General features: G+C 43.1%; 24 protein-coding genes and 1 pseudogene. 13 read left to right on the top strand and 12 right to left on the bottom strand.

The window, feature by feature from the left end; all coding sequences use genetic code 11:
- Nucleotides 1-298: 298 nt before the first annotated feature.
- The gene (locus LYNGBM3L_RS19180; RefSeq protein ID WP_008186755.1) at nt 299-2,008 is read left to right on the top strand and encodes a GspE/PulE family protein; all 1,710 of its coding nucleotides are present in this window, start codon (nt 299-301) and stop codon (nt 2,006-2,008) included.
- Here the strand turns inward: LYNGBM3L_RS19180 and LYNGBM3L_RS41180 are convergent.
- From LYNGBM3L_RS41180 to LYNGBM3L_RS34070, 3 genes are all read right to left on the bottom strand, one after another.
- Nucleotides 1,936-2,205: a hypothetical protein gene (locus tag LYNGBM3L_RS41180; RefSeq protein WP_131827266.1), complete on the bottom strand. Its 270-nt coding sequence runs from the start codon at nt 2,203-2,205 to the stop codon at nt 1,936-1,938. The two genes, LYNGBM3L_RS19180 and LYNGBM3L_RS41180, sit on opposite strands and share 73 nt — an antisense overlap.
- Nucleotides 2,206-2,748: 543 nt before the next feature.
- Complete coding sequence (locus LYNGBM3L_RS34065; RefSeq protein ID WP_008186759.1) at nt 2,749-2,958, bottom strand: tellurite resistance TerB family protein; 210 nt, start codon at nt 2,956-2,958, stop codon at nt 2,749-2,751.
- A gap of 10 nt (nt 2,959-2,968) precedes the next feature.
- Nucleotides 2,969-3,238 carry a tellurite resistance TerB family protein gene (locus LYNGBM3L_RS34070; protein ID WP_008186761.1) on the bottom strand — a complete coding sequence of 90 codons (270 nt, stop codon included), beginning with the start codon at nt 3,236-3,238 and terminating at the stop codon, nt 2,969-2,971.
- Nucleotides 3,239-3,608: 370 nt separating this feature from the next.
- On the opposite strand from LYNGBM3L_RS34070, the gene LYNGBM3L_RS19200 reads away from it, so the two are divergent.
- Nucleotides 3,609-4,679, top strand: a complete 1,071-nt coding sequence (locus tag LYNGBM3L_RS19200; RefSeq protein WP_008186766.1) for an NAD-binding protein — start codon at nt 3,609-3,611, stop codon at nt 4,677-4,679.
- On the opposite strand, the gene LYNGBM3L_RS43915 is transcribed toward LYNGBM3L_RS19200, so the two are convergent.
- Nucleotides 4,649-4,798, bottom strand: a complete 150-nt coding sequence (locus tag LYNGBM3L_RS43915; protein WP_154659854.1) for a hypothetical protein — start codon at nt 4,796-4,798, stop codon at nt 4,649-4,651. The two genes, LYNGBM3L_RS19200 and LYNGBM3L_RS43915, sit on opposite strands and share 31 nt — an antisense overlap.
- Before the next feature lie 66 nt (nt 4,799-4,864).
- Nucleotides 4,865-5,212: a hypothetical protein gene (locus LYNGBM3L_RS36800; protein WP_008186768.1), complete on the bottom strand. Its 348-nt coding sequence runs from the start codon at nt 5,210-5,212 to the stop codon at nt 4,865-4,867.
- A gap of 490 nt (nt 5,213-5,702) precedes the next feature.
- Between LYNGBM3L_RS36800 and LYNGBM3L_RS36805 the strand changes: the two genes are divergently transcribed.
- Together LYNGBM3L_RS36805 and LYNGBM3L_RS19215 are read left to right on the top strand one after the other, a co-directional pair.
- Nucleotides 5,703-5,954 (top strand): element excision factor XisH family protein, encoded by a 252-nt coding sequence (locus LYNGBM3L_RS36805; RefSeq protein WP_008186770.1) that lies wholly within the window; start codon nt 5,703-5,705, stop codon nt 5,952-5,954.
- On the top strand, nt 5,939-6,250 hold the full coding sequence (locus LYNGBM3L_RS19215) for an element excision factor XisI family protein (protein WP_008186771.1): 312 nt from the start codon (nt 5,939-5,941) through the stop codon (nt 6,248-6,250). The genes LYNGBM3L_RS36805 and LYNGBM3L_RS19215 overlap by 16 nt, the downstream gene beginning before the upstream one ends.
- Nucleotides 6,251-6,256: 6 nt before the next feature.
- Here LYNGBM3L_RS19215 and LYNGBM3L_RS19220 read toward each other — a convergent pair whose 3' ends face one another.
- The gene (locus LYNGBM3L_RS19220) at nt 6,257-7,279 is read right to left on the bottom strand and encodes a glycosyltransferase family 2 protein (RefSeq protein WP_008186774.1); all 1,023 of its coding nucleotides are present in this window, start codon (nt 7,277-7,279) and stop codon (nt 6,257-6,259) included.
- 1,298 nt (nt 7,280-8,577) lie between these two features.
- Here LYNGBM3L_RS19220 and LYNGBM3L_RS19230 point away from each other — a divergent pair.
- Together LYNGBM3L_RS19230 and LYNGBM3L_RS19235 are read left to right on the top strand one after the other, a co-directional pair.
- A complete protein-coding gene (locus LYNGBM3L_RS19230; protein ID WP_008186778.1) occupies nt 8,578-11,457 on the top strand; it encodes a tetratricopeptide repeat protein in 2,880 nt (959 codons plus the stop codon).
- A 318-nt stretch (nt 11,458-11,775) separates the two neighbouring features.
- Nucleotides 11,776-12,300 carry a calcium-binding protein gene (locus tag LYNGBM3L_RS19235; protein ID WP_008186780.1) on the top strand — a complete coding sequence of 175 codons (525 nt, stop codon included), beginning with the start codon at nt 11,776-11,778 and terminating at the stop codon, nt 12,298-12,300.
- A 102-nt stretch (nt 12,301-12,402) separates the two neighbouring features.
- On the opposite strand, the gene LYNGBM3L_RS41185 is transcribed toward LYNGBM3L_RS19235, so the two are convergent.
- Nucleotides 12,403-12,582, bottom strand: coding sequence for a hypothetical protein (locus tag LYNGBM3L_RS41185; protein WP_008186782.1), 180 nt, complete (start codon nt 12,580-12,582; stop codon nt 12,403-12,405).
- A gap of 96 nt (nt 12,583-12,678) precedes the next feature.
- Between LYNGBM3L_RS41185 and LYNGBM3L_RS19245 the strand changes: the two genes are divergently transcribed.
- The 5 genes from LYNGBM3L_RS19245 (at nt 12,679) to LYNGBM3L_RS19265 (ending at nt 17,334) form a co-directional block, all read left to right on the top strand.
- Entirely contained in the window at nt 12,679-14,136 is a 1,458-nt protein-coding gene (locus LYNGBM3L_RS19245) for a tetratricopeptide repeat protein (protein WP_008186784.1), read from the top strand.
- An 8-nt stretch (nt 14,137-14,144) separates the two neighbouring features.
- Nucleotides 14,145-15,794, top strand: coding sequence for a tetratricopeptide repeat-containing sulfotransferase family protein (locus LYNGBM3L_RS19250; RefSeq protein WP_008186786.1), 1,650 nt, complete (start codon nt 14,145-14,147; stop codon nt 15,792-15,794).
- 138 nt (nt 15,795-15,932) lie between these two features.
- The gene (locus LYNGBM3L_RS19255; protein ID WP_008186788.1) at nt 15,933-16,511 is read left to right on the top strand and encodes a Uma2 family endonuclease; all 579 of its coding nucleotides are present in this window, start codon (nt 15,933-15,935) and stop codon (nt 16,509-16,511) included.
- Nucleotides 16,511-16,759: a hypothetical protein gene (locus LYNGBM3L_RS19260; RefSeq protein ID WP_008186790.1), complete on the top strand. Its 249-nt coding sequence runs from the start codon at nt 16,511-16,513 to the stop codon at nt 16,757-16,759. The genes LYNGBM3L_RS19255 and LYNGBM3L_RS19260 overlap by 1 nt, the downstream gene beginning before the upstream one ends.
- A gap of 350 nt (nt 16,760-17,109) precedes the next feature.
- Nucleotides 17,110-17,334, top strand: a complete 225-nt coding sequence (locus LYNGBM3L_RS19265; RefSeq protein WP_008186793.1) for a hypothetical protein — start codon at nt 17,110-17,112, stop codon at nt 17,332-17,334.
- Between the two features lie 456 nt (nt 17,335-17,790).
- On the opposite strand, the gene LYNGBM3L_RS19270 is transcribed toward LYNGBM3L_RS19265, so the two are convergent.
- The 3 genes from LYNGBM3L_RS19270 to LYNGBM3L_RS19280 all read right to left on the bottom strand — a co-directional run bounded on the left by LYNGBM3L_RS19270 (nt 17,791) and on the right by LYNGBM3L_RS19280 (nt 21,362).
- Nucleotides 17,791-18,210, bottom strand: a complete 420-nt coding sequence (locus LYNGBM3L_RS19270) for a DUF29 domain-containing protein (RefSeq protein ID WP_008186795.1) — start codon at nt 18,208-18,210, stop codon at nt 17,791-17,793.
- Between the two features lie 287 nt (nt 18,211-18,497).
- Nucleotides 18,498-20,852: a pentapeptide repeat-containing protein gene (locus LYNGBM3L_RS34080; RefSeq protein ID WP_008186797.1), complete on the bottom strand. Its 2,355-nt coding sequence runs from the start codon at nt 20,850-20,852 to the stop codon at nt 18,498-18,500.
- A gap of 84 nt (nt 20,853-20,936) precedes the next feature.
- Complete coding sequence (locus tag LYNGBM3L_RS19280) at nt 20,937-21,362, bottom strand: hypothetical protein (RefSeq protein ID WP_008186800.1); 426 nt, start codon at nt 21,360-21,362, stop codon at nt 20,937-20,939.
- A gap of 27 nt (nt 21,363-21,389) precedes the next feature.
- Between LYNGBM3L_RS19280 and LYNGBM3L_RS41190 the strand changes: the two genes are divergently transcribed.
- The gene (locus LYNGBM3L_RS41190; RefSeq protein ID WP_131827265.1) at nt 21,390-21,596 is read left to right on the top strand and encodes a hypothetical protein; all 207 of its coding nucleotides are present in this window, start codon (nt 21,390-21,392) and stop codon (nt 21,594-21,596) included.
- A gap of 270 nt (nt 21,597-21,866) precedes the next feature.
- On the opposite strand, the gene petA is transcribed toward LYNGBM3L_RS41190, so the two are convergent.
- Together petA and petC are read right to left on the bottom strand one after the other, a co-directional pair.
- Nucleotides 21,867-22,856, bottom strand: a complete 990-nt coding sequence (gene petA, locus LYNGBM3L_RS19290; RefSeq protein WP_044493942.1) for a cytochrome f — start codon at nt 22,854-22,856, stop codon at nt 21,867-21,869.
- Nucleotides 22,857-22,970: 114 nt separating this feature from the next.
- Entirely contained in the window at nt 22,971-23,513 is a 543-nt protein-coding gene (gene petC, locus LYNGBM3L_RS19295) for a cytochrome b6-f complex iron-sulfur subunit (RefSeq protein ID WP_008186806.1), read from the bottom strand.
- A 238-nt stretch (nt 23,514-23,751) separates the two neighbouring features.
- On the opposite strand from petC, the pseudogene LYNGBM3L_RS19300 reads away from it, so the two are divergent.
- A pseudogene (locus LYNGBM3L_RS19300) lies at nt 23,752-24,026 on the top strand (DUF3067 family protein); the annotation flags it as partial.

Genomic DNA, 24,026 nt, shown 5'->3' on the forward strand with positions numbered 1-24,026 from the left:
TCAGCTATCAGCTCTCAGTAGTAGGGTGGGCAAATACCAAGCCAATCACCATTTAATCTGGAATTCTGTCATTTGCCCACCCTACAATAACTATAGCTTTTGAATAAAATAAGCTGACGGCTGACAGCTGACGGCTGAATGCTTACACGTTAATCTCTCATTCCAATATCAACCAATGGCAATACCAATCAATCGAAAACTGCTATAGTCAATAAGCACTAATGTGTTTGGGAAAGTAAAACTGGAAAATAATCAACAAAAACTGTTGAATTTAGTTTAATTTAGTGGGAGAAAAATCATGCAAACTGGCGTTAGAACTTTATCGGCTTGGAGGAAGTTGAGAAAGGGTGAAATTAACTGTGAAACAGCCCTTAAACTTTTGGTTAACCCACAAGGAGAACTAAACGTTAACCTACTGGATCGGGAAGTCAGTTCCCGGTTCTTTAAGCCCTTCCCCAATCGCCAAGATTTACCTCCTGTGATTCCACTGCTACTGTGGCGCAACTGTTATTACCTGGGTAGTCCAATCCAGTTATCCCCAGAGCAGCTCAAAAAATTAAGCGATCGCACTTTCACCGAAATCAAAATTATTCCCATTGCACCGAAAAGCTACAAGAGATGGTACCACACCGCAAACAATGATGCCAAATCTATCAGTTCCGTGGCCTTTGTCAATCCCCTTACGGGTGAGGTGGAACAAGAAGACATTACCGAAACCACAGAATTGTATCTGTCCCAAGCGGCTGACCAGATTGAGCGGATTAAAACCATTATCTCTGGAGCTCTACGTAACCGCGCCAGTGATATTCACCTGGAACCGATGACTGATGGCTTAAGAGTCCGCTATCGCATTGACGGGATTCTTAGGGATATAACTACCTTACCGTCAGACTTGGGTCGAGCAGTGGTGGTTGCTCTCAAAGTCATGTCTGATATGGACATTGCTGAAAGCCGCCGTCCTCAAGATGGTCGGATTGGGGAAAACTATGCTACTGGCCAGGAGGCAGAACTTGGGTTAGATCTGCGGGTGAGTACCCTCCCTTGTGTGGGGGGAGAGAAAGCAGTGATTCGCTTATTACCAAGAGAGAACCCCTTTTCTGGCTTGGAAGAGTTAGGCTTTTCTGATCAAGAGCTTAAAATCTATAAAGGTTGGTTGCAGCAACCCCAAGGAATGGTTATTCTCACCGGTCCGACTGGTTCTGGTAAAACAAGTACGCTATATAATTCCCTCCAAGGGTTAGCCACGGAACATGTGAATGTAGTAACGGTGGAAGACCCAGTGGAGTATGTCTTACCCCGGATTACCCAGACCCAAGTGAATGAGGCAGCCGGGATGACCTTTGCCGCAGGGATGAGGGCAATTTTACGCCAAGACCCGGACATCATTATGGTGGGGGAAATTCGGGATGCTGAAACCGCTGAAACAGGGATTCGAGCGGCTTTGACCGGTCACTTAGTATTGACCACTCTCCACACCAATGATGCGGTCAGTGCTATTCCTCGTATTAAAGATATTGGTCCGGAACCGGGTTTAATCAGTGATGCCCTATTGGGAATAGTGGCACAGCGTTTGGTGCGCAAAGTATGTCCCCACTGTCAAGAACCTTATACCCCGACTTCTGAGGATTTGCGGAAGCTGAGTTTGAGGCCAGAGGAAGCTAATCTCAAAGGTTGGCGCAAAGGAAAGGGTTGCGCCAAGTGCTACAATTCCGGCTATTTAGGACGGGAAGCGATTGTAGAGTTACTGGATGTAGATGATACGGTGCGCCAGTTGATTTATGAGGGAACTATGACTCAGTTGCACCGTTACCTGGATAAAATTAGTTTTTATTCCTTCCGGAAGGCGGCGATTGAAAAGGTAACCAAAGGGGTAACCACCCTAACCGAAATCTTACGAGTTCTACCCCACAGTGCTTTGTCCTGTAAGTCTCAGGGTCAATTGGACAAGCCAAGAGCTGCTAAAGTGAAATCCCTAGATGAGATGGCTCCAAAAAGGAAATACGGTTGATTTACACTGCTGGGTAGGGAGTAGGGAGTAGGGAGTAGGGAGTAGGGAAACAGAAGAATATTGAATTTTTCTGCCATGGTGCCAGTGGGCAGATTGTCTAGCTCAACCACACTCCTAAACCCACTGAATTGGTGGGATTCACCATTCCACCAGAGAGTCAATTCAGGTAGTTGCATATTAGTGGAGGAACTAATCATAACAGATTTCTACTGTGAAAGTAGAGACAGTTGGAAATCCGCAGATAATGTTTGACTTAACCTTTACTCGTAATTTAAGCGCTACACTAATTGTTGTGACTCTGCTTAGCATGAGTTTATCTACCGTGGGTCATCATCCCCAAACCATGACGAAACAAAAACGATTCACTCCAATTGGAAACGCGATGAGAATGGGTTTAGTCATCAAGGGTCAACAACTTCGCTACCGCTAATCGGGTGTATCTGATATTTCTCAAATATTTTTCAAAAAGAAGGGGAAGTGTGGGAAGTGTGGGGAGATGGAAAGAGATTCAATTTGTAAAGGTATGCTACCAGATTTCAAATTAGAGTCTTGTTTTGCGATCGCTTAATTCTTCTTGCTCTTATAGCAGTCCTAAAATAGCTACACAGTAAGCATTCAGCTATCAGGATTCAACTATCAGCCATTCGCGTAGTGTGGCCAAGGCTGACGGCTGACGGCACCTCAAGCAGCACCTCAAGTAGCGCATATGCTTACCTACCGTGGTATAGTGATACCGTCGTCTATAATGTGTTTACGTGAATCAATGCCTTACGCATCTTAACAACAGTTCGTTCCATCTCTACTAAACTTTCTAGAGTCAAAACAATATCATCAGCAACTCCGAGGATTTTTGCTGCTTCTTTTACTTTGGCTCTCTCTGCGTCAGCATAAACTCCATCAGCTGATGACATCTTAATGGCATGATATACCAATTCGTTGGCTACTGACAAAGTTTCAACATCAACTTTTTTTTATATCGGGCAACAGCTCTTGTAGGTTAGCATTTTTGTAATCAAAAGACTGGTAGAGTCCAACAACCTCTTCAGGGGCACCAAATCTCGTTTGGTGATTGATTAACCACTCCATTTCTGGGTCAGAAACCTCTCCATCACCTCCGGCAATAGCTAACAAAGCGTAACCATAGTTGACCATAGCTTGGAATGAGGCTGAACTAAGTCCGTACTCATCTTTAGCAAAAGATGAAAGAGTTTGCATTTTATCGTCAGTCATATATTTTATCCTGTTTTACCCTTACAGCTTGTTAACTCTTCGGATTTTATCTTTGATGGGATAATATTGCAACTGTCTGATTCAGGTAAAGGTAGCAAAGCTGAAACAATAATGTGCCATGCAAAGGCTGAAAGACTAGCTGGATAAAGCTTTCAGCTCAAAAATTTCCCGTAAGGATTCAGATGTGGAGAGAGGGGATGACCAGGCAGGGCAGGGTACTTGACCCCTCATTTTAAAACTGCTATTGCGGTTATCATGTTCATGAGGTACAGAGGATTTTTGCTCTCTTCCCTGTTCCCTAAAATCCTGGATTTTGTCCATCACCCAATTGAGAACTACTATATAAATGATTAACCGAAATTAAGATAAGATGATCGACTTTAAGGTCTTTGAACAAGCACGGCAAAAACATCCCCGCTCTGAAGCGATGCCATTTATGGCTGAGCTGAGACAACAGATGCGTTCGCATCAGCCTTATCAAGGATTAAGACTATTGCATCATATCCACTTGACCATAGAAACTGTCTTTAAAGTTGAACCGTTGCTGTTGGCTGGTGCGGAGCTTACCGTGTCTTGCCCTAATTTTATCGACCCTAACCCAGAAGCGGTGGAAATTTTACTCAGTGCTAATGTTGAGCTTAATCTGGAAGGGAATTTTGAGGATAACTATGATATTTGTTTAGATCTTTATGGAGAGTTACACACACTACTCACCCCTCGCCAGGGAGTGGTAGAGCTAACTAAACTCGATAACTCTATCTATCAATCCTTAGATATTTCCTATCCCTTGATTTCTGTGGATGACAGTTCCCTAAAAAATATAGAAACGTTCTATGGGACTAGTAAAGCATTTGTCAAAGCTTTCCACCAGTTAACTAACCAGTCATTAGTGGATAAAAATTTGGTAATCTTTGGTTGTGGAAAAGTTGGAAAAGGACTCGTTAATGAATTATTAGGCTTAACCAAGGAGCTGGTAATCGTCGAGAAAAATCCTAAGATTTTGGAACAGCTGAAGGCTAGAGGAATCAAAGGGTTACAGGCTGAGGACTTGGATGGAATTAGGGCAGCACTCAAGGAGGCTTTTTGTGTTGTAACCTGTACGGGAGTGAATGGAGTACTTTCTAAGGAGTATGACTTAGACAAGGAAGATTTTAGTGGTAAGTATCTTGCCAACATTGGCGCAGAAGATGAATTTGGTGATAACTTCTCAGAGGCAGAAGTGCTTTTCAAAAAAGCTCCGATCAATTTTTCCTTAGCGGAACCTACTCCAGTTCAGACTCTCGACCCAGTGTTCTATGCCCATAACATAGCCATTGACTTAATTTTATCGAAGGAATTGGAACCCGGTTACCATTCATTTCCTAGTCATCTTGCCCAGGAAATAATAGAGAAATGGGGAAACTATCATGATCAAGATATAGCATTGTTAGTTGAGATGTAAACATAGGATTGGTATAAAAAGGGAGTAGGGAGTAGGGAGTAGGGAGTAGGGAGTAGGGAGTAGGGAGTAGGGAGTAGGGAGTAGGGAGTAGGGAACAGCGGATCTGGGAACGTAAGCATTCAGCTGACGGCTGACGGCTGACGGCTGAATGCTTACCTATAGTCTTTTAATAATTAATCCCGCCATCACCAGTTGCGATAATGTTCATAGTCCCAACACTCTCCCTGTTCCCAAGCTCTTCCTGTTGCTTCACAGTTGTAGGAGTCATTAATCCAAGGAATACTGGTTGGATGGGCGGCAAAAATTTTATTTTTAACAATAAAGTTATCATTTTTATTAGGTGTTGTTGTCTGACTTATCTCTTTGATAAATAAGGATGATGGTAATAATCCAAATAGCAAAAATTTAATAATAAAAAAATAAAGACTCAATACTAAGCTTGAAGTAAGGTTGATCCCTAAGATTTTTTTTTGTTTAGTTTTAGTTTTAAAATTGCGTTCACCTGGAAGTTTATAAATATATTTATAAACCATAAATAATAGTTTAGGTTTTTTTCTTTGAAATCAGCGTAGCAATTATCGGTTTACGAATAGGTTTGCGTTAATGTTTAACTTCTGTATGTTATGTATAACTTTTGTTGACGCTTGACCCTTGAAAGCACTCACCATAACCATTTCAGTGATTCCACCTACAGATGATGGCAAAATGGCAAAATTGTGAAATGGAGAGATGGGAAGATGAGATGTAAGCATTCAGCCGTCAGCTATCAGCTATCAGCTTATGCGCTACTTTAGGTGCCATTGGTCGTAGGCCAGACTAAGGAAACAGCTTTTGAATAAAATAAGCTGACGGCTGATAGCGGTAGGCTGAATGCTTACAGTTAAACGAGCAGGGATTTTCAACCAGCCCTAACAGCACCCCCCAGCTTGTTTACTACCTCCCGTTGATTAGCTGACTGCTGACTGCTGATGGCACCTCAAGTAGCACCATCTGTAGCGCATATGCTTACTTATTCAGTTATTAATGAACTGGAAAAAACAATGGGACAGCTTCAGCTTTACCAATGGGCTTTGGAGGGACAAGAGCCAGAACGACAGTTTCCCCCCTTTTTTAAGGGGGGTTAGGGGGGATCTATTGTTTTTAGCTATCAGTAAAACAAGTTATCTTCGGCATTTCAAAACAACAATTTTTCAGCTAGCCGTCGAGAGGAATAAAATCAACTTATTAGTTTATGAACCCGAGCAAGAGGCTATTGTTGAATGGATCACTCACTAAACTATGGCGATATTCTGAAAGAAATCCTGCAAGAGGAAACTCGCGCCCAACCAAGTATACAAGCGATTCGGCTTTATCCTGTTTGCGATACCGAGACTGGTCACTTCCTAGTTCTGGCTACTGGCTGGGATAAACAACGCTGGATTAACTCGATTTTGTTTCACGCTCGCTTGGTTAATGGCCAAGTTGTTATTGAAGAAGATAACTTTGAGGAAGGGTTGGCCTCGGCTCTGATTTCCGCTGGTATCCCTGCAGAACATATTATCACTGGTCTTGATTACCAACTGATGGACTAGTTTCAGTTAGTACAACCTATACCCACCTACCAACATCGTCTCTCTCCCCTGAGCCATTACCCATTGCATCAACTGCTGCCACTCTGGTGACTTCCCTAACCCATCAGCATCAAACTCCCCGCCCCAATTCCTGGAAAACTCGGCAAAATTCTCTGCCCAATGTACTACTGTCTCCATCGGGAAATAAGGACTATAGCCCCAAGCTTCCTGTAAATACTTGATCATTTCCCTGGGATGTCCTGTATTATATAAATACCAAGCAATCCATACTAGGGTTCCATAACGCACCTGATTTTCTAATAGACGGATGCCTGGTGGTAAATCAGCCTGTTGAAAGAAGTTGTCAATGGCTGCCGACAGGGAGCGAGCTTGAGGAAGTCCTTTGTGCATGGCACTTTGGTGATGTTGCCGATAGCCTACGGTTACCTGACGCAACCAAAGGGCAGGACAACCCTTGAGGGCTAATCGTAGGACTATTTCTGTATCTTCAGCGGGTGGAAACCTGGGGTCAAACCCGCCAACGGACTCTAACCAATGGCGACGGAACATCATGGCACTAGGCAGGACTGGCTTCCACAGTAGCCAACTTTCTAAGTTTAATTCTGGTACTTTCTCCCATGGACGTACTGTCATTAGTCGCTTACCCTGGGAATCGACACGGTACCAACCACTATGGACAATTCCCAGATGGGGTTGTGCTTTAAACACTGCTAACTGGGCAGCTAACTTACCTGGCAGAAAAAAGTCATCGGCATCGAGGAATGCGACAAATTCACCCAAGGCTAGTTTAATGCCATGGTTCCGGGCCAGGGAGACTCCTTGGTTTTCTTGATAAATGTAACGAATGCGTCCGCGATAGGGTTGCAACACTGATCGAGTCTGGTCTGTTGAACCATCATCAATGACCACTACCTCATAGGAACAGGCTTCTTGATTCAGCACACTTTCCACTGCTTCGGTAATATAGCGATCGCAATTATAGGCGGGAATAATTACACTGACTTGTGGTATCATTTCTGACCCTCCCATGACCCGATTGAGAACTGCTATAGCCTTATATAGCAAAGGGAACAGGCAACAGGGAACAGCGGATCTGGGAGTAGGGAACAGGGAGTAGGGAACAGGGAGTAGGGAATATGGCATCAAAAATTCTCACAATTCCTACACAAATCCCGATAGTAATTAGGTAAGCATATGCGCTACTTGAGGTGCTGCGCGAACAGCTGTCAGCCGTCAGCCGTTGGCCGTTGGCCAATAGCTGATAGCTGATAGCTAATAGCTGATAGCTGATATAGCAGAACTCAGAACTCAGAACTCAGAACTCAGAACTCAGAACTCAAACTCTTGCGCTTCTTGATGCAATAGCGAGTGGGGGAAACCCCCAAGACCGCTTAGGTGCGCTTTCCGTTGGCGAATTAAATTCGCCACGGGTCGCACCTCTGCATCGCTTACAAAGGGTGTGAGACTAATGTCGATGTCCTAACTGCCCTGGCGACTGCTATATATAGCGTTTCTCGTAGCTATGAGGTACACATTATTTTTTCCCTCTTCCCACTTCCGACTTCCCTCTTCCGAAGTCCCTGCTCCGAAGTCCCTGCTCCCTAAAAACCAGAAATTTGTACCTCACAAGTCGTAGAATTGCTATATACTGGTTTAGGTAATCTCGTCGTCTAGGTAATGACTAATAGGTAATTAAAAATAACAAATTGCTAATAACCAGTTACCAATTTTGTGTCCTTTGTTACGGTGATCTGAACTCGTTTTAACTAGACGTTAATTATAAAAACTCTAACGGTTGAAAACCGCGATGCTGGCTGAACGCGGGGGAGAGTTCAACTATCCATCTGCCCAAGCTAGTTCTAACCCCATCATTCAACTCCAAGGGGACTCCCGTTATACCCGAAGGGTTAGGGCGTGTTTTCAAAGTTTTCCGCAAGATATTAGATCCCCCCCAGCCCCCCTTATTAAGGGGGGAGCCATACTCAAAGTCCCCCTTTTTTAAGGGAAACGGGGGTACTCGGAGTTTGAAGACACGCCCTAGGGGGAGGGGAATCGGAGAGTGGATATGTTGCGCTTTTTGATAATCTATGCTAAGATAAAGGCATATTAAATCGCTCAAAAAGTGCAGGTTTGCGCGCAAGCTGAAAAGCCCCTGCTAAGAGCGTAGACCAAAAGACAAGTAAGCTCAAGGATTTAATCGGAGAGTCTAGAGGCTGTTTGGTTCAGCCGTTAAGAGTTTTGTAATCTTAAGAATCCCAGCGACCTAGGAGCCGCTTCGCGAACGCTATAATCCCGTGATTTAGCGATGGGAGTATCAAAGCTGCCTAATGATCAAGGTTGAACCAACTTACCAACAAGTCAAGGCTTATTTAGCCAAGAAGCAATGGAGTCAAGCCGTTGCTTGTTGTCGCCAAGCCCTGAAACGGCAGCCTGATTCTGGGGAATTCAATGTCTTACTAGGCTTTGCCCTAGCTGCTCAGGGAAAGCCCAGGCAAGCAATTTATGCCTATAGTAAAGCGGTGCAACTCCAACCGGAGCAAGCTCAAACTCATGCCTGCTTAGGTGAGTTATATAGTAAACTCAAGGATCTCTCAACAGCAGAATGGCATTATCAACAGGCTGTTTGGCTACAACCCGGTCAGGCTGAGTACCATTACAATCTAGGCATCACCAGGCACAAGCTGTGGGAGTGGGATGCTGCCAAAGAAAGCTATCAGCAAGCGATCGCTCTTAACCCCAAGGATGCCAAAGCCCACTATCACCTAGGAGTGTTGTATGGTGAACGGGGTCAGTTAAAGGAAGCCACCAACAGTTATCGCCAAGCCATTACCAACCAGCCAGATTACCTCAGCGCTTATAATAACTTGGGCTGTGTTCTCTACGAGCTAAAACAATTCGAGGCAGCAAAGGCGGTCTATCAACAAGGTATCGACCAACAAGGTATCGACCATAATCCTAAGTGGGGCACTCTGTATAATAATCTGGGTAAGGTGCTGCAAGCACAAGGTAAGGCAGCTGAGGCTCTGGTGGCATACAGTAGTGCGATTGAGTTAAACCCAGATCTAAAATCAGCTTACTTAAATCTGGGTCGGTTATGGCAACAGAAGGGGAATTATCCGGTAGCAGTGCAGTACTTTGAAAGGCTGCTTAGGCTGGATCCAGAACAGATATTGACTTACAGTGAGTGCGCCAGCGCCCTGATGGCTCAGGGGAAACTAGCCCTAGCCTTTGACTATTTACGAAAAGCGATCGCATTGCAACCAGCTTTTGTGGAGGCTTATTGCCAACGTGCTAAAGGTTTACCAGGCCAGGACATACTTGAGCGATCGCAAATCTATTGTTCTGGATTTCTTGAGGCACTACGGAACAAAGAGGATACTTTCCAAGTCTGCCTTTATCTGTGGCAGACTTATCTGTATTTAGGGGATACCTTGTTTGAGTATGGTGCAGCAAAGCAGGCTCAAATGTATTACCAGAAAGCTTTACAGATTCAGCCAGACCAGGTTGAGTTGTATATACGGTTAGGGGATTGTTTAGCCGAGCAGCAGCGACTGGATGCAGCAGTGATGGCTTATCACATGGGTTTAGCCTTGCAACCAGCTCATCCTCAGATTTATCTACGGTTAGGGCAAGTCTTGAGCAAACAAAAGCGGTTCCAGCAAGCCCTTGAATACTACGAAGCCCTCTGGCATATGCACTTAGAAGAGGGCAAGGGCAGCGGTAACCTTGGCAGTCTCGGAGTCTTGCCGAGAGATAACTATAGTGCTAACCCTCTCACCTCCCAACCCCCTCACCCGATCAAGGGGATTTATGAAACAACCAGGGACTGGTATATGAGGACAGAGTGCCATGGCTGCTACTACATAGAGGTACCTTGGTCAACCATCGAGAAGGATTGGCAATATACGGGATCGAGGGAATTTGAAGTTTCTGTGAACCATGGTTTACAGGACAATGGTTTCCCAAAGCATCTCAACACCATGTCCATGGTAGCGCCGCCAGTTTCTGCCCTGGCTCCTATATCTGTTGAACCCAGCCAGTCCCAGTCTCAGGCTCAGTCTCAATCCCGGTCTCAATGTGGCGGTGTTACCTGTAATCGATGTATGAGACGACTGTGTAGCCAGTTTCAGTCAATTCATCTCGGCAAGAGGGTCTATCAGTGTAACCCACCGGAAACACTGTCTGTGGATTCCCCTACTGTCTTTGTGGCGACTATCCCACAAGGACGGGCTTGGATTGCCCCCCAAAGCAGTTACTGGAAGATTTGTCATAGCATCGCCATCATTACTCCAGATGATTATTTGCTATCTGACGTCTCTCGAAATTACCCATGGTATTTACCTGGATGTGAGAATTACGACCCCAGAAAGCATCTAATATTTAGTCTGGAGCAGATGCCGCCTTTAGAGTACATAGATGGCACAGTAGCGGTTCTATCGGGATTGTCGGGACATGGCTACTACCACTGGATGTTTGATGTCCTGCCTAGAATTGAAATCCTGCGCCGCAGTGGGATAGATTTCCCTAAGATTGATTGGTTTTTGATCAACACGCCACAGCAACCCTTTCAACAAGAAACCCTCAATTGGTTAGGCATTCCTGCTAACAAAATTATCTCCAGCGATCGCTACCCCCATATTCAAGCCCAGGAGTTAGTCTTACCCTCCTTTCCTGGACATTTTGATTGGGTACCGAAGGGTACTATTAACTTTCTCAGACAGAGGTTTTTACCGCAAACTCTGGAATTAAGATACCCAGAGCGGATCTACATCACTAGAGCTCAAGCCAGACATCGACAAGTTCTCAACGAAACTGAGGTCAAGGAGCTGCTATCCCAATTTGGTTTTATTACCATTGCCCTAGAAAGCCTGTCTGTGAGGGAACAAGTTGCTTTATTTGCTTCTGTCAAAGCAATTGTTGCTCCCCATGGCGCTGGTTTGAGCAATACTGTATTTTGTCGCCCTGGTACTCAAATCATAGAACTAGTGTCACCGAATTATGTGAGAACAGATTACTGGATGATTAGCCAACAGCTGGGACTGAAACATTACTATTTAAAAGGAGAAAACTTTGACTGTCAACCTATTCGTAAACTCATGTATACCAGCTCACTAACAGAAGATATCTTAGTTAACTTAGATTCCCTTTATTCAGTAATTCAAATTACTGGTCTAAATCAGCTATGCTCAAGGGTGCATAACCAATAAGGAGGCAAATGATGCCATGGATTCAGTAAAAATATTTGGGCTCTACCAAACTTGCTGTGTAACAATATTAGGGAATAATTGCTATAAATAATCCTTATTGGGCGGGACTTTGAGTTTTTAATAGAATGTTTTTTGAGAAATAACCAGTCCCATCAGACCTAGTGGTCAATAAGCGCGGTTTTATACACACTATGTTCGGTATAACCACTAACTATTTGATAATCAAAAAAACTAATCTTGTTTGTGGCTAAAAATTCTGTAATAAATTATAGTTGATAGGTGGTAATATCAACTAGGATAAAGAAGGAGTTATAGTAGATGTCTTCTATTGTTGCTGACCCAGATCTTGAAGTTATCCCAACTAATGAAGATGGCTTCGTGATTTTAGGACCAGACGATAAACCAGTATTTGTTGATGGGAGCGATGGTCTAGATGTTATTCAGACTGGTGACGGAACCGATGAAGTTAGTGGTGGTGACGGGGATGATGTGCTCTTGGGGCAAGCAGGGGATGACCAAATCACTGGCGATGAAGGGGATGATGTGGTGCTGGGTGGAGAAGGAAATGATAACCTGATCATAGGACCAGGCACTGATGTGGCGATCGGAGGTCCTGGACATGATACATTTACCTTCGAGTTCTTTGACAATCAACCGGATATTATTACTGAGTTTAACTCTGGAGAAGATCGGATCGTGATTCCTGGGGTTGATGACCAGACTAACGTGACTTACGACTCGATCACTGGTGAGCTAAAAGTCGATGGGGAAACCATTGCTCAATTGAGTTCAGGTTTGGATGTTGAAATTAATAAAACTGACGATGGTTTTGAGATACTCTAGTAGGTCAGTTATCAGCAATCAGCAATCAGCAATCAGCAATCAGCAATCAGTAAGCAGCAATCAGTAAGCAGCAATCAGTAAGCAGCAATCAGTAAGCAGCAATCAGCTATCAGCAATCAGGTTATGCTTTACATCATAGGCTAGAACCCTGTGCCACGATACTTGAGTGGCCATTGGCCAACGGCTGACCACTGACCACTGACCGCTGACCGCTGACCGCTGACCGCTGACCACTGACCACTGACCACTGACCGCTGAATGCTTGATTTGAGTTGTGAACATGTTTTATGAAGGAAAGGCAACAGGCAAAAGTTAATCAAGTAGCGCTGCATCGCTGTTTCCTGCTCCCTGTTCCCTGTTCCGCTGTTCCCTCTCATCATGTACAATTACTTAACTGAAGCAATTGCCGCTTGTGAGCAAGCGTTGGAAAGTCCATCCCCAAATCGAGCTGATTTTGCCTCGACTTGCCGAGTTTTAGGCAATATCTTGCAAGGGATGGGTCGGTTTGATGACGCAATTTTCTGGCACTCTAGAGTGTTCGATGACAAACCGAATTTAGTGCAAGTCTATGCTAAAATAGGGAGTTTATACACTAGTCAACAACAGTGGCAAGCAGCGATCGCATCCTACTACCATGCTCTTAGCCTCCAGCCAGATTTCCCTGAGGCTTACTGGAGTTTGGCAGAAATCTATTCTCAGCTGGGGAACAAAGACGAGGAAATTGAGTGTTGGTATCAGACTCTGAGGCTGAAACCCCAATCAGCAAAGGCTCAGGGACATTATAAACTAGGGAAAGCGTTCCTGGCTCAGGGTAAACCGGATCGAGCCATTGCTTGCTTCCAAAATGCGATTGAGCGTGACTCCAGCCTATGGGTAGCTTACTACGAGTTAGGAGACTGTTTGATAGCCCAGGGGAAGTGGGATAATGCGATCGCATGTTATCGTAAGTTACTCGACCTTGACCCAAATCAAGCTAAGGGGCACTATAAAATTGCTGGGATTTGGCTCAAACAAGGAATGGTGGACACAGCGATTGCAGCGTTTCGCCGCTCGATTGAGGTTGATCCAAATTTCCCTGGAGCTTATCGGGAACTGATCCAACTGTTGATTCAACAGCAGAAGTGGGATGAAGCCATTGTCTCATGCCGTGCAGTAATTGCGACAGTGGGTGACTATCCCTGGACTTATGTTCAACTCGGGGATGCTTTGGTAAAAAAAGGTGAATTGACCGAAGCCTACACCTGTTATCAAAAAGCTGCTCAATTGCGGGGTTGGCATCAGTGTGCTCAGAAGGATTATCGATTCACCGAGGATAGGTTTACCTTTAAAATTCCGGTCTGGGAAGAACACTTGCAGCCCCTAGCTGGTGTGGCTGATGCTCAGTGTCTGGAAATTGGGAGTTTTCAAGGTAATTCCGCTTGCTGGTTACTTGATAAAATCCTGACTAACTCCTCAGCTCGATTAACCTGTGTTTCGCCATACTTTCAGGAAGAGTTTGCTGCCAATATCGCTAAAACTGAAGCAGCCGAAAAGGTGACTAGGTTAGAGGGAAAACCTGAGCAGTTGCTTAATTCCCTTGATAGCAATTGCTATGATTTAGCTAACATTCGCGACAGGCGTCACAAAGCTACCATTGCTGAGCAAAATGCTTTACTTTGTTGGAAGCTGCTCAAGGTTGGGGGGCTGATGATCGTTAATAACTATGGATGGAGCAATCCGGCTAAACCACAAGAAGCGCCTAAAATTGGGATTAATAGGTTTCTAGATTCAGTTAAGGGTCAGTTTGAGATTCTGCATCAGGCTCGTCTACTGATTGTTAAAAAAATAGCTTCTTAACGGTAACGATGTCAAGGGATATCAAGCAATCTTCGGGTCATGATCACGACTCTGTTGACCAAACCCAGAGCCAGCTCAAGGTGGTGAAAATTCAATCAAAGTTGGCTAAAGACCATGCTAATCGGGGTAGTCTGTATGCTCAACAGCAACAGTGGCCGGAAGCGATCGCATGTTACGAAAAAGCGATCGCTATTGACCCCAAATTTGCTGGAGCTTACCGTAACTTAGCTCGGGTCTTCGCTAAGACAGGTCAAGAGGCAGAAGCTACGGAGTGTTGGTATCAAGCCCTAACCCTAGAGCCGAATTGGGCTAAACCAGAGGAGCATGTTAAGTTGGGCAACAGGCTGTGGTCTCTAGGCAAACCAGACCAAGCCATCACCTGTTATCGACAAGCGCTTCAGTTAAAGCCCAATTTACTCCAAGTTTACTATCGTTTGGGGGAGATACTCAAATCCCAGGGCAAGATGGAAGATGCGATCGCACTTTATCAACAGGCGGTCGAGAATAATCCTCGAAATCACCAAGCCATGAACTACTATCGACAATTGGTCGATAGTAATCCCAACTCTAGCGCTAAATATTATCATCAGTTGGGTCAACTCCTCAGAGGGCAAAGTCGATTCAAAGAAGCCATTGAGTCTTATCAAAAAGCGATTGAGCTTGACCCCTGTTTTAAGCGAGCTTATGTAGACCTACAGTACACCTGGATTGAATCAGAGCAGTTAGAGCAACTTATCACTTTTTATCGACAGTGCATCGAACGGGAACCAGATTTTCCTCTAGCTTGGGGGAATTTAGGGGATGTGCTAACCGAGCAAGGGCAACTTGAAGAAGCGATTAGTTGTTACCAAACTAGCGCTTATACAAACGCAGTTGCATCCAATCCCAACCTGGCCGAGGTTGACTGGAAACCTAAAAAAGAGCATGGTCCAGACTTCGTTATTATTGGAGCGGCCAGATCTGGTACATCTTCATTATATATGTATCTGAGTCGTTATCCACAAATTATGTCTCCTCATAAAAAAGAGTTAAATTTTTTCAGTAAATATTATAATCAAGGGATTGATTGGTATCTCGCCCATTTTCCATCCATTACCGACACTCCTAATTTTTTAGCTGGGGAAGCAAGCCCTAATTATTTTGACTGCACTGAATCTGCCCAACGGATGTTTCAGTTTTTCCCCAAGGTTAAGCTCATTGTTTTATTGAGAAATCCCGTTGATCGCGCCATCTCTTGTTACTATCACAATTTTTATCATGGTCGAGAAAAGCGCAGTCTAGAAGATGCCCTAGCTCTAGAAAAGCAACGACTGCAAACTTTAACCGAATCAGAGCTATTACAGACCGGGTATCGACATCCAAATAATTTGTTAGGAAGTCTTTACGTCTATAAGTTAAAACGATGGATGGAGATTTTTCCGAGAGAACAATTTTTAATAGTGAAGAGTGAAGACTTCTATAGCAATCCCAAGATTGTGATGAGTACCATCATTGCATTTTTGGGTTTATCTGATCAGAAGTTTTTTCAATACCCCAAATGCAATGGTAGGTCTTACACTCCCATTAGTCAAGACTTGAGACAAATGTTAACTGACTTCTTTCGACCTCATAATCAGAAGTTAGAAGAGTATTTAGGAATGTCATTTAATTGGGATTAGACTAAATAAAGTGGCTCTATTTACTAATGTCACCTGTTACTTAAATTAACATATTATTAAAAATAATATTGCCAAATATAATTAAAAAAATGTTATAATAAAAACTGTACCATTTAATTCAGTAATTGCGAGGGCCCCATGGTTAAAACCACCTCCAAACTCACTTTTGAGGAATACCTGGAATATGATGATGGCACAGATAATCGTTATGAGCTGTTTGATGGGGAGTTAGTAGAATTGCCGCCTGAGGGTGAACCAAACAATTGGATAGCAACTTGCCTAATGCTCCAATTAGCACAACTAATTAAACGCCGGTTAATTAAAACGCACAGTTGTGAATTACAAGTTCCAGGAAATCCTCAAAACCGCTATCCTGATTTGGTAGTAATTAGAGAAGAACATCTTATCCAAACCGAAAAACGCCTAACTATCACCCTTGATATGCTTCCCCCACAGTTTGTGGCTGAAGTAGTTAGCCCCTACAAAAACCAAAAAGATGAAAACTACCGACGTGATTATGTAGAGAAAGTACAACAATACCAAGAAAGGGCTATTCCTGAATATTGGATTATTGACCCCCAAGAGCAGTTAGTAACTGTGCTGGTATTAAACAATGGTAGTTATGAAAAACAAGAATTTCGTGGTAATGAGCAGATTGTTTCCCAGACTTTCGGTGATTTTAAATTTACGGCTTTACAGGTAATAAGTGCTAATTGATGGGTAAGTTGTCAGCTATCAGCTGTCAGCTGTCAGCTATCAGCTATCAGCTATCAGCGATCAGCTATCAGCTATCAGCTGTCAGCGATCAGCGATCAGCGATCAGCGATCAGCGATCAGCGATCAGCGATCAGCTGTCAGCGATCAGCTGTCAGCGATCAGCGATCAGCGATCAGCGATCAGCGATCAGCGATCAGCTTATGCGCTATGGGTTAAGTCCCAGCGTCCAAGCCTGTTCCACAAACTAGAAGCCTGTTCCACAAAGCTGTTCGCCTAGCGTGGCCTATGACCAAGGGAAAATCCCCAAACTTTCAATTATCATTAATCTTGAACTATTAAATCTCTTGTTTCAAGTTTATTTTAAACTGACAACTGACAGCTGACGGCTGAATGCTTTCCTTTCAATTCTCATGAATATCAAACTATTAAATCTCAGGTTTGAGGTTTATTTTAAACTGACAGCTGACAGCTGACAGCTGACGGCTGATAGCTTATTTTATTATCAAATTATCTACCCAAAAAAATTTATAAAAACCCTTGACAAATATAATTATAATCATTACAATCATCATTGTAAACATAATTCAGGTTCTTAACCATGTCTCAAAACTTTATCCCGAATCAAAACAATAATCCTGAGGAGTCTAAGCAAAAGAAACAACGAATTAAGTACATTAAGGGCTCTCCTGAAGGAGTCACCAATACTATTTACTCCCTTTATGCACTCGGGTATGCAGAGGTTTCCGACTGGAGTCCTTTGCAGCCGACGGGTATTCCAGGGCAAGTAATTAGTTTTGCAACCAAGTATTCGACTTGGCGTTAACACGTTAAATTTCTGGGGGGGTTTCCCCCCTGGCAACGACTCCGGTCTGTTCGCGTAGCGTGGCCTTTGGCCAATCAAATAAGATCACATCCGGATTGATTCGGAAAGTGAGAGACATGACATAGTGTTTACAGCACTGAAATAGCCGTGGATATTATTTCTACGGCTATTTTTTTTGCTATAGATGGGTGTGGAATGTGAGTTAAGCAAGCGATTGATTGCTATCATCGTGTTATTGCGAACGCGCCCCGCGTGACCTACGGTCAATCGCACAAGCGCGGAAGCTTCGCTTCATCCCGTAGCGTGGCCAACGGCCAATCGCATCAGATTCCGATTGGAGTTATTTTCAAATAGCCCAATCTCAATCACAGCAAATTCAGTACAAAGAAGCACCGTCAAACCCTCTCCCCTGCTGTCATAACAATATAATTTACATGAAGACCAGCTTAGGATAAGTCAATCTTGATCTAAAATATCAGAAGTAAAAGGACAATTCTGAGGAAAACTAACAGATGGATAATTCCTCTTCACCTTCTTCAGTGGATATCTGTAGCAATCCGTAAAGACCGATTCAAGATAAGGCTTGAGGCTAGGAGATTCAGACAACAGAAGATTAATCTGTTCTCTTTGTTCATCGATAGTATTTTCCCAGCCTCGATAATCAGGCTCTGAATCTACGTACTGCCTTTTTAGCAAATGTTCCATCAAAACCTTAAGTCGGCTCTGAAGCTCTCGTCTATCGGATCTTCCCAAGGATGCTATCTCCTCAATTAAATTGTCTATATCCAACTCATCAAAGTTTCTGGTTTTGAGTTGCTGGCAAGTTGTCTCAGTCCACAGAACGAAATCCTGATCATACAAGTCACTATTATTCATTGCTGGTTCATCCTTTTCTATTTTTTTTGTAACGATCAGATGCTCTCCCGTTTTCAGGTAAAACTGTCGGCAAAAAATAACACTACTCTTGAGGATTTCAGATAAAAAATTAACAGCATAGAGTCAACTAATCAAGGGGTATTTTATAGTTGATATATCCTCTTTTTTTATCTTACCACAGGCAATCCTATGGGGAGCTTCTGCATTATCAAAATAAAAGCCACCTGGTAGCTTTTAGTAACAAGAGAAAGTTTTTCGTTCTGAATCTAGCACTAACGGCATAATCCCTACATCGCACTTTGCTCTTGAGATGGGCGAGGCACGGGATTCCTAGATAAGCCTAATTGAAAGAATATGTATGCTGCTACTCCTGCGAGGAAAGCAAAGCAAATAACAATTATTACTACAAACTTAAGTATAGATTTGGATTCATCAGATTTAGAGGTTTGGCTTAGAGTTTTTTCCTCCTGTCGGTTTTGAAGCTCCACCCCTTTAGGCATGCTTTGGTCAAAATCGATAGATTCAGCAACCGTACCACTCACACTCAAATCATCTGCTATAAATGATGAAGCAATTGGCTTAAAATCTACCCCGACATCTCCTACTGTAAGACTTCGACTTTGATTCGTGTAGTTTACGTTTTCGATATTAACGGGCTCAACGTAAACCGAAAGATTATTACTTTTAAAAAAATACTTGACACCAGAATTTTTTTCATCCTTAGTGGCATTTTTTTCCAAAAACCCTACTATTTCATTAAAGTTAATTTTTATATGCTCGAAAACTTGAGATCGTACTTTGTTTTGATTTGTTTTTTTAACTTTAGAATTTTTAACTAATTTTTCAATAGTTGAAAATAATTTACGAAAGTAGCTAGCTGATACTTCTTGGATTTCAAATACGAGTCTTTCAGATAAGTTTTCAGGAGAAATAAGAACAAGACATGGAAGATTGCTTAACTCCACGTTCAACTGTCTAGCAATATCATAGGCTTCAGACTTATCGTAGGGTTTACTTCTAAACCAGTTTAGATCCAAACCAGATTCAATCATTCTCCTCCAATTGTGATTTGCTTGTCTCCACTTAGGGGAGGGATTCTCCAAAAGATAGATAGTACACCAATCTCCCGTTAGTTTGTCTAGAGCATCAAAGTGTTTTCTTACATAAAGGGATAATTTTTCATCTTCATCCGTATACAGCAATATTCCAGGTATCAAACTTTTCTCGGATGAGAAGAACGATTTTTTGATAGATTCATTAAGCGATTCTTGATTTTTCCAAGAGAGTAGACTTTCAAAAAACTCTTTTTTATTTCGGACTGGAGCATTAGCAGTAATGCTGATCAGGATATTTGCTTCACTGAAATCTGCTTCATCGAAACTGGCTCCTTTTTCTCTAAACACATGAAGCGAGTCACTGGAAATTTTTATTTGACGGAAGCTTGCGCAATTAAAATTAGCACCGCTACAGATTATTGAGTCAAATCCTTGCACTTCGCTAAGATCTGCATTGTTCAAGTCTGCCCAGTTAAAATTGGCTCCGGCAAGATTTGCTTTCGTGAAATTTACTCTACTAAGATCCGTCCAACTCAAATCGGCTCTGTTCAAAATAGAGCTACTAAAATCAACTCTGCTAAGATTTCCGTTTTTGAAGTTTGCTTCACTCAGGTCGGCTTCACTAAGATCGGCTTCGGTAAGATCTCGTTCTTCCGCACCATTATTAACAATGTCCCAAACCAAATACCATTTTTGGTCAATAATTGCTCCCTGAATTTGGGTGCGGTGTAATTTTGTATAGTTGAGGTTCGCTCCCCTAAGATCTGCTCCCCTAAGATCTGCTCCCCTAAGATCTGCCTCACAGAAATTAGCTTTGACTAGAATAGACTTGGCAAGATTAGCTCCATTAAGCTTTGTTCTTGTGAAATCGACCCTACTCAAATCAGCTTCACAAAGATTTGCTTCTTCAAGGTCAGCCATACTTAGATCAAGTCCTTGAAGCTCTCGCCCTTCTACACCATTATTAACGATGTCCCAAACTAAATACCATTTCTCATCAATAGTTGCTTCTTGAATCTGGGCTTCTCGTAAATTTGCATGTTCGAGGTTAGCTCCACTAAGATTAGCGCTACTGAAGTTTGTTCCATTAAGGTTTGTTGTACTAAGATTTGCTTGATACAAATTTGCTCCAGTAAAGTTACTACCCCTTAAATTTAGTCCGCTAAAATCTACTCGACTGAAATTCGACAAACTAAAGTTGGTCTGATTAAGGTTTGTATGTGCATAGAATTTTACTCCATTAAGGTTTGCCCTAGTAAGATTTGCTCCGCTGAGATTTGTTTGAGGAAATTTTTTATCTTTCAGGTTAGCTTCGATAAGATTTGCTTTACTAAGGTCTGCTTCCTGAAGAATTGCAGTACTAAGGTTTGCTTTATAGAGGTTCGCACCACTTAAGTTTGCTTTGTAGAGTGAGGTTTTGCTAAAGTCTACTTCACTGAGATCTGCTCCACTGAGATCTACTTTAAAGAGGTTTAATCCTGTAAGATTCGCCCCCTTAAGCTTAGGAATAAGAGGATTTAGCTTTCTCCATTTATTCCAGACTTTGAAACCTTGCCGCAGTAAGTTAATATGCAGGTTGTTTGCCATTTGCTTTACCTTCAGAAAACTAAGCCTAAAGAGTGGATCATTTTAAAAATTAGGGTGACACCATAATTTTTAAAAAAATAATAGTTACAGCCCCAATAAATTGGTAATTAAAGGCAACAATTTACTACATGACTCTGCTAGTTTAGCAACATTAGGTAAGCCAGAAACCGTTCCTTTCAATATTTTCATTGCTGTCTTTGCCTTCTTTTTCATAGCTTCATCATTAGGATTATTTCCAACTTCAGCTAGAATTTTCACCTGCTCCAAAGCTTCAGCTTTGTCGTCATCATGTAGATCTGACGAGGTAGAGATTGCCTCAATTAGTTGAGACAATAGTTCTTTGATACCTGGTTTTGTAGGATCAGGGGAAGCAGGTAACTGGTTTATGGACTCGGCAACTGTACCGCTAATCTGAACGTTATCTGACATCATTGCTGAGCCGATTGGTTTAAAGTCCCCTCCTACATCGCCAACTGTAAAGCTCCGACTTTGATCAGTATTTTCATTCATAGTTCAATCACCTGGCACAAATTTAGATTGATATATAGCAATCCTAAATCATTTCTAAAATCCCTGGACTTATTCAAAACTCCCTGCTTATCCCTTCCCTTCTGCCATCTGCCTCCTGCCTTTTGCCTTAAAGCAGCCCATTTCTTCCACGAATCAGATACGATTATTATATTTCTATTCCCGACTCCCAACTCCCGATTCCCGACTCCCAACTCCCGATTCCCGACTCCCTAAATAAATAAAGGTTGACCATTGATGTAGTCAAGGGACACAACTATAAATCCCTACAACCATCAACTGTCAACCTTTAACCAATAACTATTGCAATAAGCGCGTTTATAAATGAGATGTAAACCTAGCAAGGATTTTGTTATTGGACAATAAAACTGAGGATCTCTTTACCCTCTTGCCTTTTGCCTTTTGCCTCTTGCCTTTTTCGCCAAGAATTGTGTTTACAACCCAGATACAAACGCGCTTTGTGACCTCTAAACCAGCCACTTAATACTAGAAATTCATTTCAGCAGCTTGCACCTTCTCTACTTGCTTCTTCTTCAGAACTAGCAAAACTTGAGATAGCATAATCGCGCCGATGAAAAGCATCAACCACTTAATCCGAGCTGGGTCTTGTAAGACCACTTCCACATCCCTTTGACCAAATCCACCAACATTAGGATCAGTACTCAGAGGTTGTCCTGATACTACCTGATCTCCTTCAGCAACCAGTAACTCTGGGCCAGGGGGAACCGTATCAACTACAGTCTCGCCATCTGGGGTCTTGATAGTAACGTCGTAGCCAACATACTCTTCAAATGAAATTTTGGTAATTTCACCAGTGGCAGAGGCATTGAAGGCATTATTATTGCTAAGGTCTCCAGTGGGGTAAACCTGACCCCGTCCCCGGTTACCACCGACATGAAGCTGGTATTTACCAAAATAGATATCTTGCTCAGTTCTGGGGTCAGGAGACAGAACTGGGAACACAATTTCTTGATACTCCTCACCTGGTAGAGGACCAACGAGTATTATATTTTCCTGGTCTTCGCTGTAAGGTTGGTAGTACATGTTTTCGGTTTCTTCTTGCATTTCCTCCGGAATCCGGTCAGGAGGAGCAATCTTGAAACCTTCGGGTAACATCACCACGGCACCGACCTGTAAGCCACCTTTAGAACCATCACCATAGACCTCTTGTGCTTCTAGGTCATAGGGGATCTTAACCACAGCTTCAAATACAGTATCTGGCAGTACCGATTGGGGAATTTCCACTTCTGTCGGTTTCTCTGCTAGGTGGCAATTAGCACAAGCCAGCTTACCAGTGGCATCACGAGGGGTTTCTGGCGCAGTTTCCTGTGCCCAGAAGGGATAGGCAGCAGCTGACTGGGGAACTGCCAGATCACTGGCAAAGAAAAGGGCCACAGCTGCCACAACCAAGACAATAGTTCTGGCAATCATCCCCTTGCCACGGTTAACCATCACCGATACATCAGGTGTTCTCATCACTAAGCCAAAAAACTCAAAAATTGGTAATTTAAAAATTGCAACTTGTTAATTGCTAATGGTTGATTAGCACTAGTCAATTAACTAAAAACTAAGGACTAAGGACTAAAGCAATTAACTCCACCAAGGTTCTTCACCAGTGCGGAAGTCAGTTTCTTTCCAGGTGCTGAAGACTAGGGTGTCGTCTTCCGTTAACGTAGCGTGTGCCAAAGCTAGAGACAAAGGCGCTGGTCCGCGTACTACCTTGCCAGTATTGTCATACTGAGATCCATGGCAAGGACAGATGAACCGGTTCTTGCTAGCATTCCAAGGCACAACACAGCCTAAGTGAGTGCAAACCGCATTGAGACCGTAAGCTTCGAGACCTTGATCTTCAGTAACAATCACATAGGTGGGATCCCCTTTGAGACCTTGAGTCAGGGTGCGATCGCCTACATTGTGACTAGCTAAAAACTCGCTGACCATGATGTCATTGCCCAAAGCATCTTTAGCTGTGACACCACCACCAGCCCCACCACTGGATGGGGGGATAAAATACTTAACGATTGGGTAGAGAGCTCCAACAAATGTGCCCGTAATTGTCCCAAACGCCAAGAGGTTCATAAATTGGCGACGCCCCATATCTGGAACGTCTGCAGAGCCAGAAGCTTGAGCCATAACTGAACGCCTAAAGGTATACTTTTTTTACAATTCTGGGAAAATTACCAGAATTTTTTGAACCCTGCTTTTATAACTGTAGTGTGATTCAACCACTGGACAGGGTTGCCCAAATCCCTGCAATATAAGGATTCACGGCTTCAACTATAAGTATTATTACATTCTTTTACGCTTTATCATAAAGTTAAGAAGCGTTGTATTTGTAACGAAATGTAAACATTAAGTTAGGGCAAGAGCTATGACAGGACAGGACTTGCACCAACTCCTGCTCAATAAGTGGGGACGCTCCTACGACATCCAGATTCGGAGGACTCAAGGGAAAATCTTTGTTCAGATTATGTGGAAGTATCTGGAGCAGCAATCCTTTCCCCTTTCCGAAGCTGAGTACCTAGAGCATTTAGATACAGTAGCCAACTATATCCGAAGTTGGGGAGGAGCCAGCCAGCTGCAACAATTCATTAACCAACACCCGTGAGCGTCCACGACTGGGGGAAAGTGGTTAGTATTCCGATC

This window comes from Moorena producens 3L, assembly GCF_000211815.1.
GTDB lineage: Bacteria > Cyanobacteriota > Cyanobacteriia > Cyanobacteriales > Coleofasciculaceae > Moorena > Moorena producens.

What these genes read in the sequence shown, in the direction of transcription:
- LYNGBM3L_RS19280 (WP_008186800.1), bottom strand. Translation starts at nt 21,362, where the DNA reads ATGAATGAAAATACTGATCAAAGTCGGAGCTTTACAGTTGGCGATGTA.
- petA (WP_044493942.1), bottom strand. Translation starts at nt 22,856, where the DNA reads ATGAGAACACCTGATGTATCGGTGATGGTTAACCGTGGCAAGGGGATG.
- LYNGBM3L_RS19230 (WP_008186778.1), top strand. Translation starts at nt 8,578, where the DNA reads ATGATCAAGGTTGAACCAACTTACCAACAAGTCAAGGCTTATTTAGCC.
- LYNGBM3L_RS43915 (WP_154659854.1), bottom strand. Translation starts at nt 4,798, where the DNA reads ATGCTTACGTTCCCAGATCCGCTGTTCCCTACTCCCTACTCCCTACTC.
- LYNGBM3L_RS19180 (WP_008186755.1), top strand. Translation starts at nt 299, where the DNA reads ATGCAAACTGGCGTTAGAACTTTATCGGCTTGGAGGAAGTTGAGAAAG.
- LYNGBM3L_RS19200 (WP_008186766.1), top strand. Translation starts at nt 3,609, where the DNA reads ATGATCGACTTTAAGGTCTTTGAACAAGCACGGCAAAAACATCCCCGC.
- LYNGBM3L_RS34070 (WP_008186761.1), bottom strand. Translation starts at nt 3,238, where the DNA reads ATGACTGACGATAAAATGCAAACTCTTTCATCTTTTGCTAAAGATGAG.
- LYNGBM3L_RS36800 (WP_008186768.1), bottom strand. Translation starts at nt 5,212, where the DNA reads ATGGTTTATAAATATATTTATAAACTTCCAGGTGAACGCAATTTTAAA.
- LYNGBM3L_RS41180 (WP_131827266.1), bottom strand. Translation starts at nt 2,205, where the DNA reads ATGATTAGTTCCTCCACTAATATGCAACTACCTGAATTGACTCTCTGG.
- LYNGBM3L_RS19235 (WP_008186780.1), top strand. Translation starts at nt 11,776, where the DNA reads ATGTCTTCTATTGTTGCTGACCCAGATCTTGAAGTTATCCCAACTAAT.
- LYNGBM3L_RS19270 (WP_008186795.1), bottom strand. Translation starts at nt 18,210, where the DNA reads ATGAATAATAGTGACTTGTATGATCAGGATTTCGTTCTGTGGACTGAG.
- LYNGBM3L_RS19265 (WP_008186793.1), top strand. Translation starts at nt 17,110, where the DNA reads ATGTCTCAAAACTTTATCCCGAATCAAAACAATAATCCTGAGGAGTCT.
- LYNGBM3L_RS19215 (WP_008186771.1), top strand. Translation starts at nt 5,939, where the DNA reads ATGGATCACTCACTAAACTATGGCGATATTCTGAAAGAAATCCTGCAA.
- LYNGBM3L_RS19220 (WP_008186774.1), bottom strand. Translation starts at nt 7,279, where the DNA reads ATGGGAGGGTCAGAAATGATACCACAAGTCAGTGTAATTATTCCCGCC.
- LYNGBM3L_RS34080 (WP_008186797.1), bottom strand. Translation starts at nt 20,852, where the DNA reads ATGGCAAACAACCTGCATATTAACTTACTGCGGCAAGGTTTCAAAGTC.
- LYNGBM3L_RS19255 (WP_008186788.1), top strand. Translation starts at nt 15,933, where the DNA reads ATGGTTAAAACCACCTCCAAACTCACTTTTGAGGAATACCTGGAATAT.
- LYNGBM3L_RS19260 (WP_008186790.1), top strand. Translation starts at nt 16,511, where the DNA reads ATGGGTAAGTTGTCAGCTATCAGCTGTCAGCTGTCAGCTATCAGCTAT.
- petC (WP_008186806.1), bottom strand. Translation starts at nt 23,513, where the DNA reads ATGGCTCAAGCTTCTGGCTCTGCAGACGTTCCAGATATGGGGCGTCGC.
- LYNGBM3L_RS19250 (WP_008186786.1), top strand. Translation starts at nt 14,145, where the DNA reads ATGTCAAGGGATATCAAGCAATCTTCGGGTCATGATCACGACTCTGTT.
- LYNGBM3L_RS36805 (WP_008186770.1), top strand. Translation starts at nt 5,703, where the DNA reads ATGAACTGGAAAAAACAATGGGACAGCTTCAGCTTTACCAATGGGCTT.
- LYNGBM3L_RS19245 (WP_008186784.1), top strand. Translation starts at nt 12,679, where the DNA reads ATGTACAATTACTTAACTGAAGCAATTGCCGCTTGTGAGCAAGCGTTG.
- LYNGBM3L_RS41185 (WP_008186782.1), bottom strand. Translation starts at nt 12,582, where the DNA reads ATGTTCACAACTCAAATCAAGCATTCAGCGGTCAGTGGTCAGTGGTCA.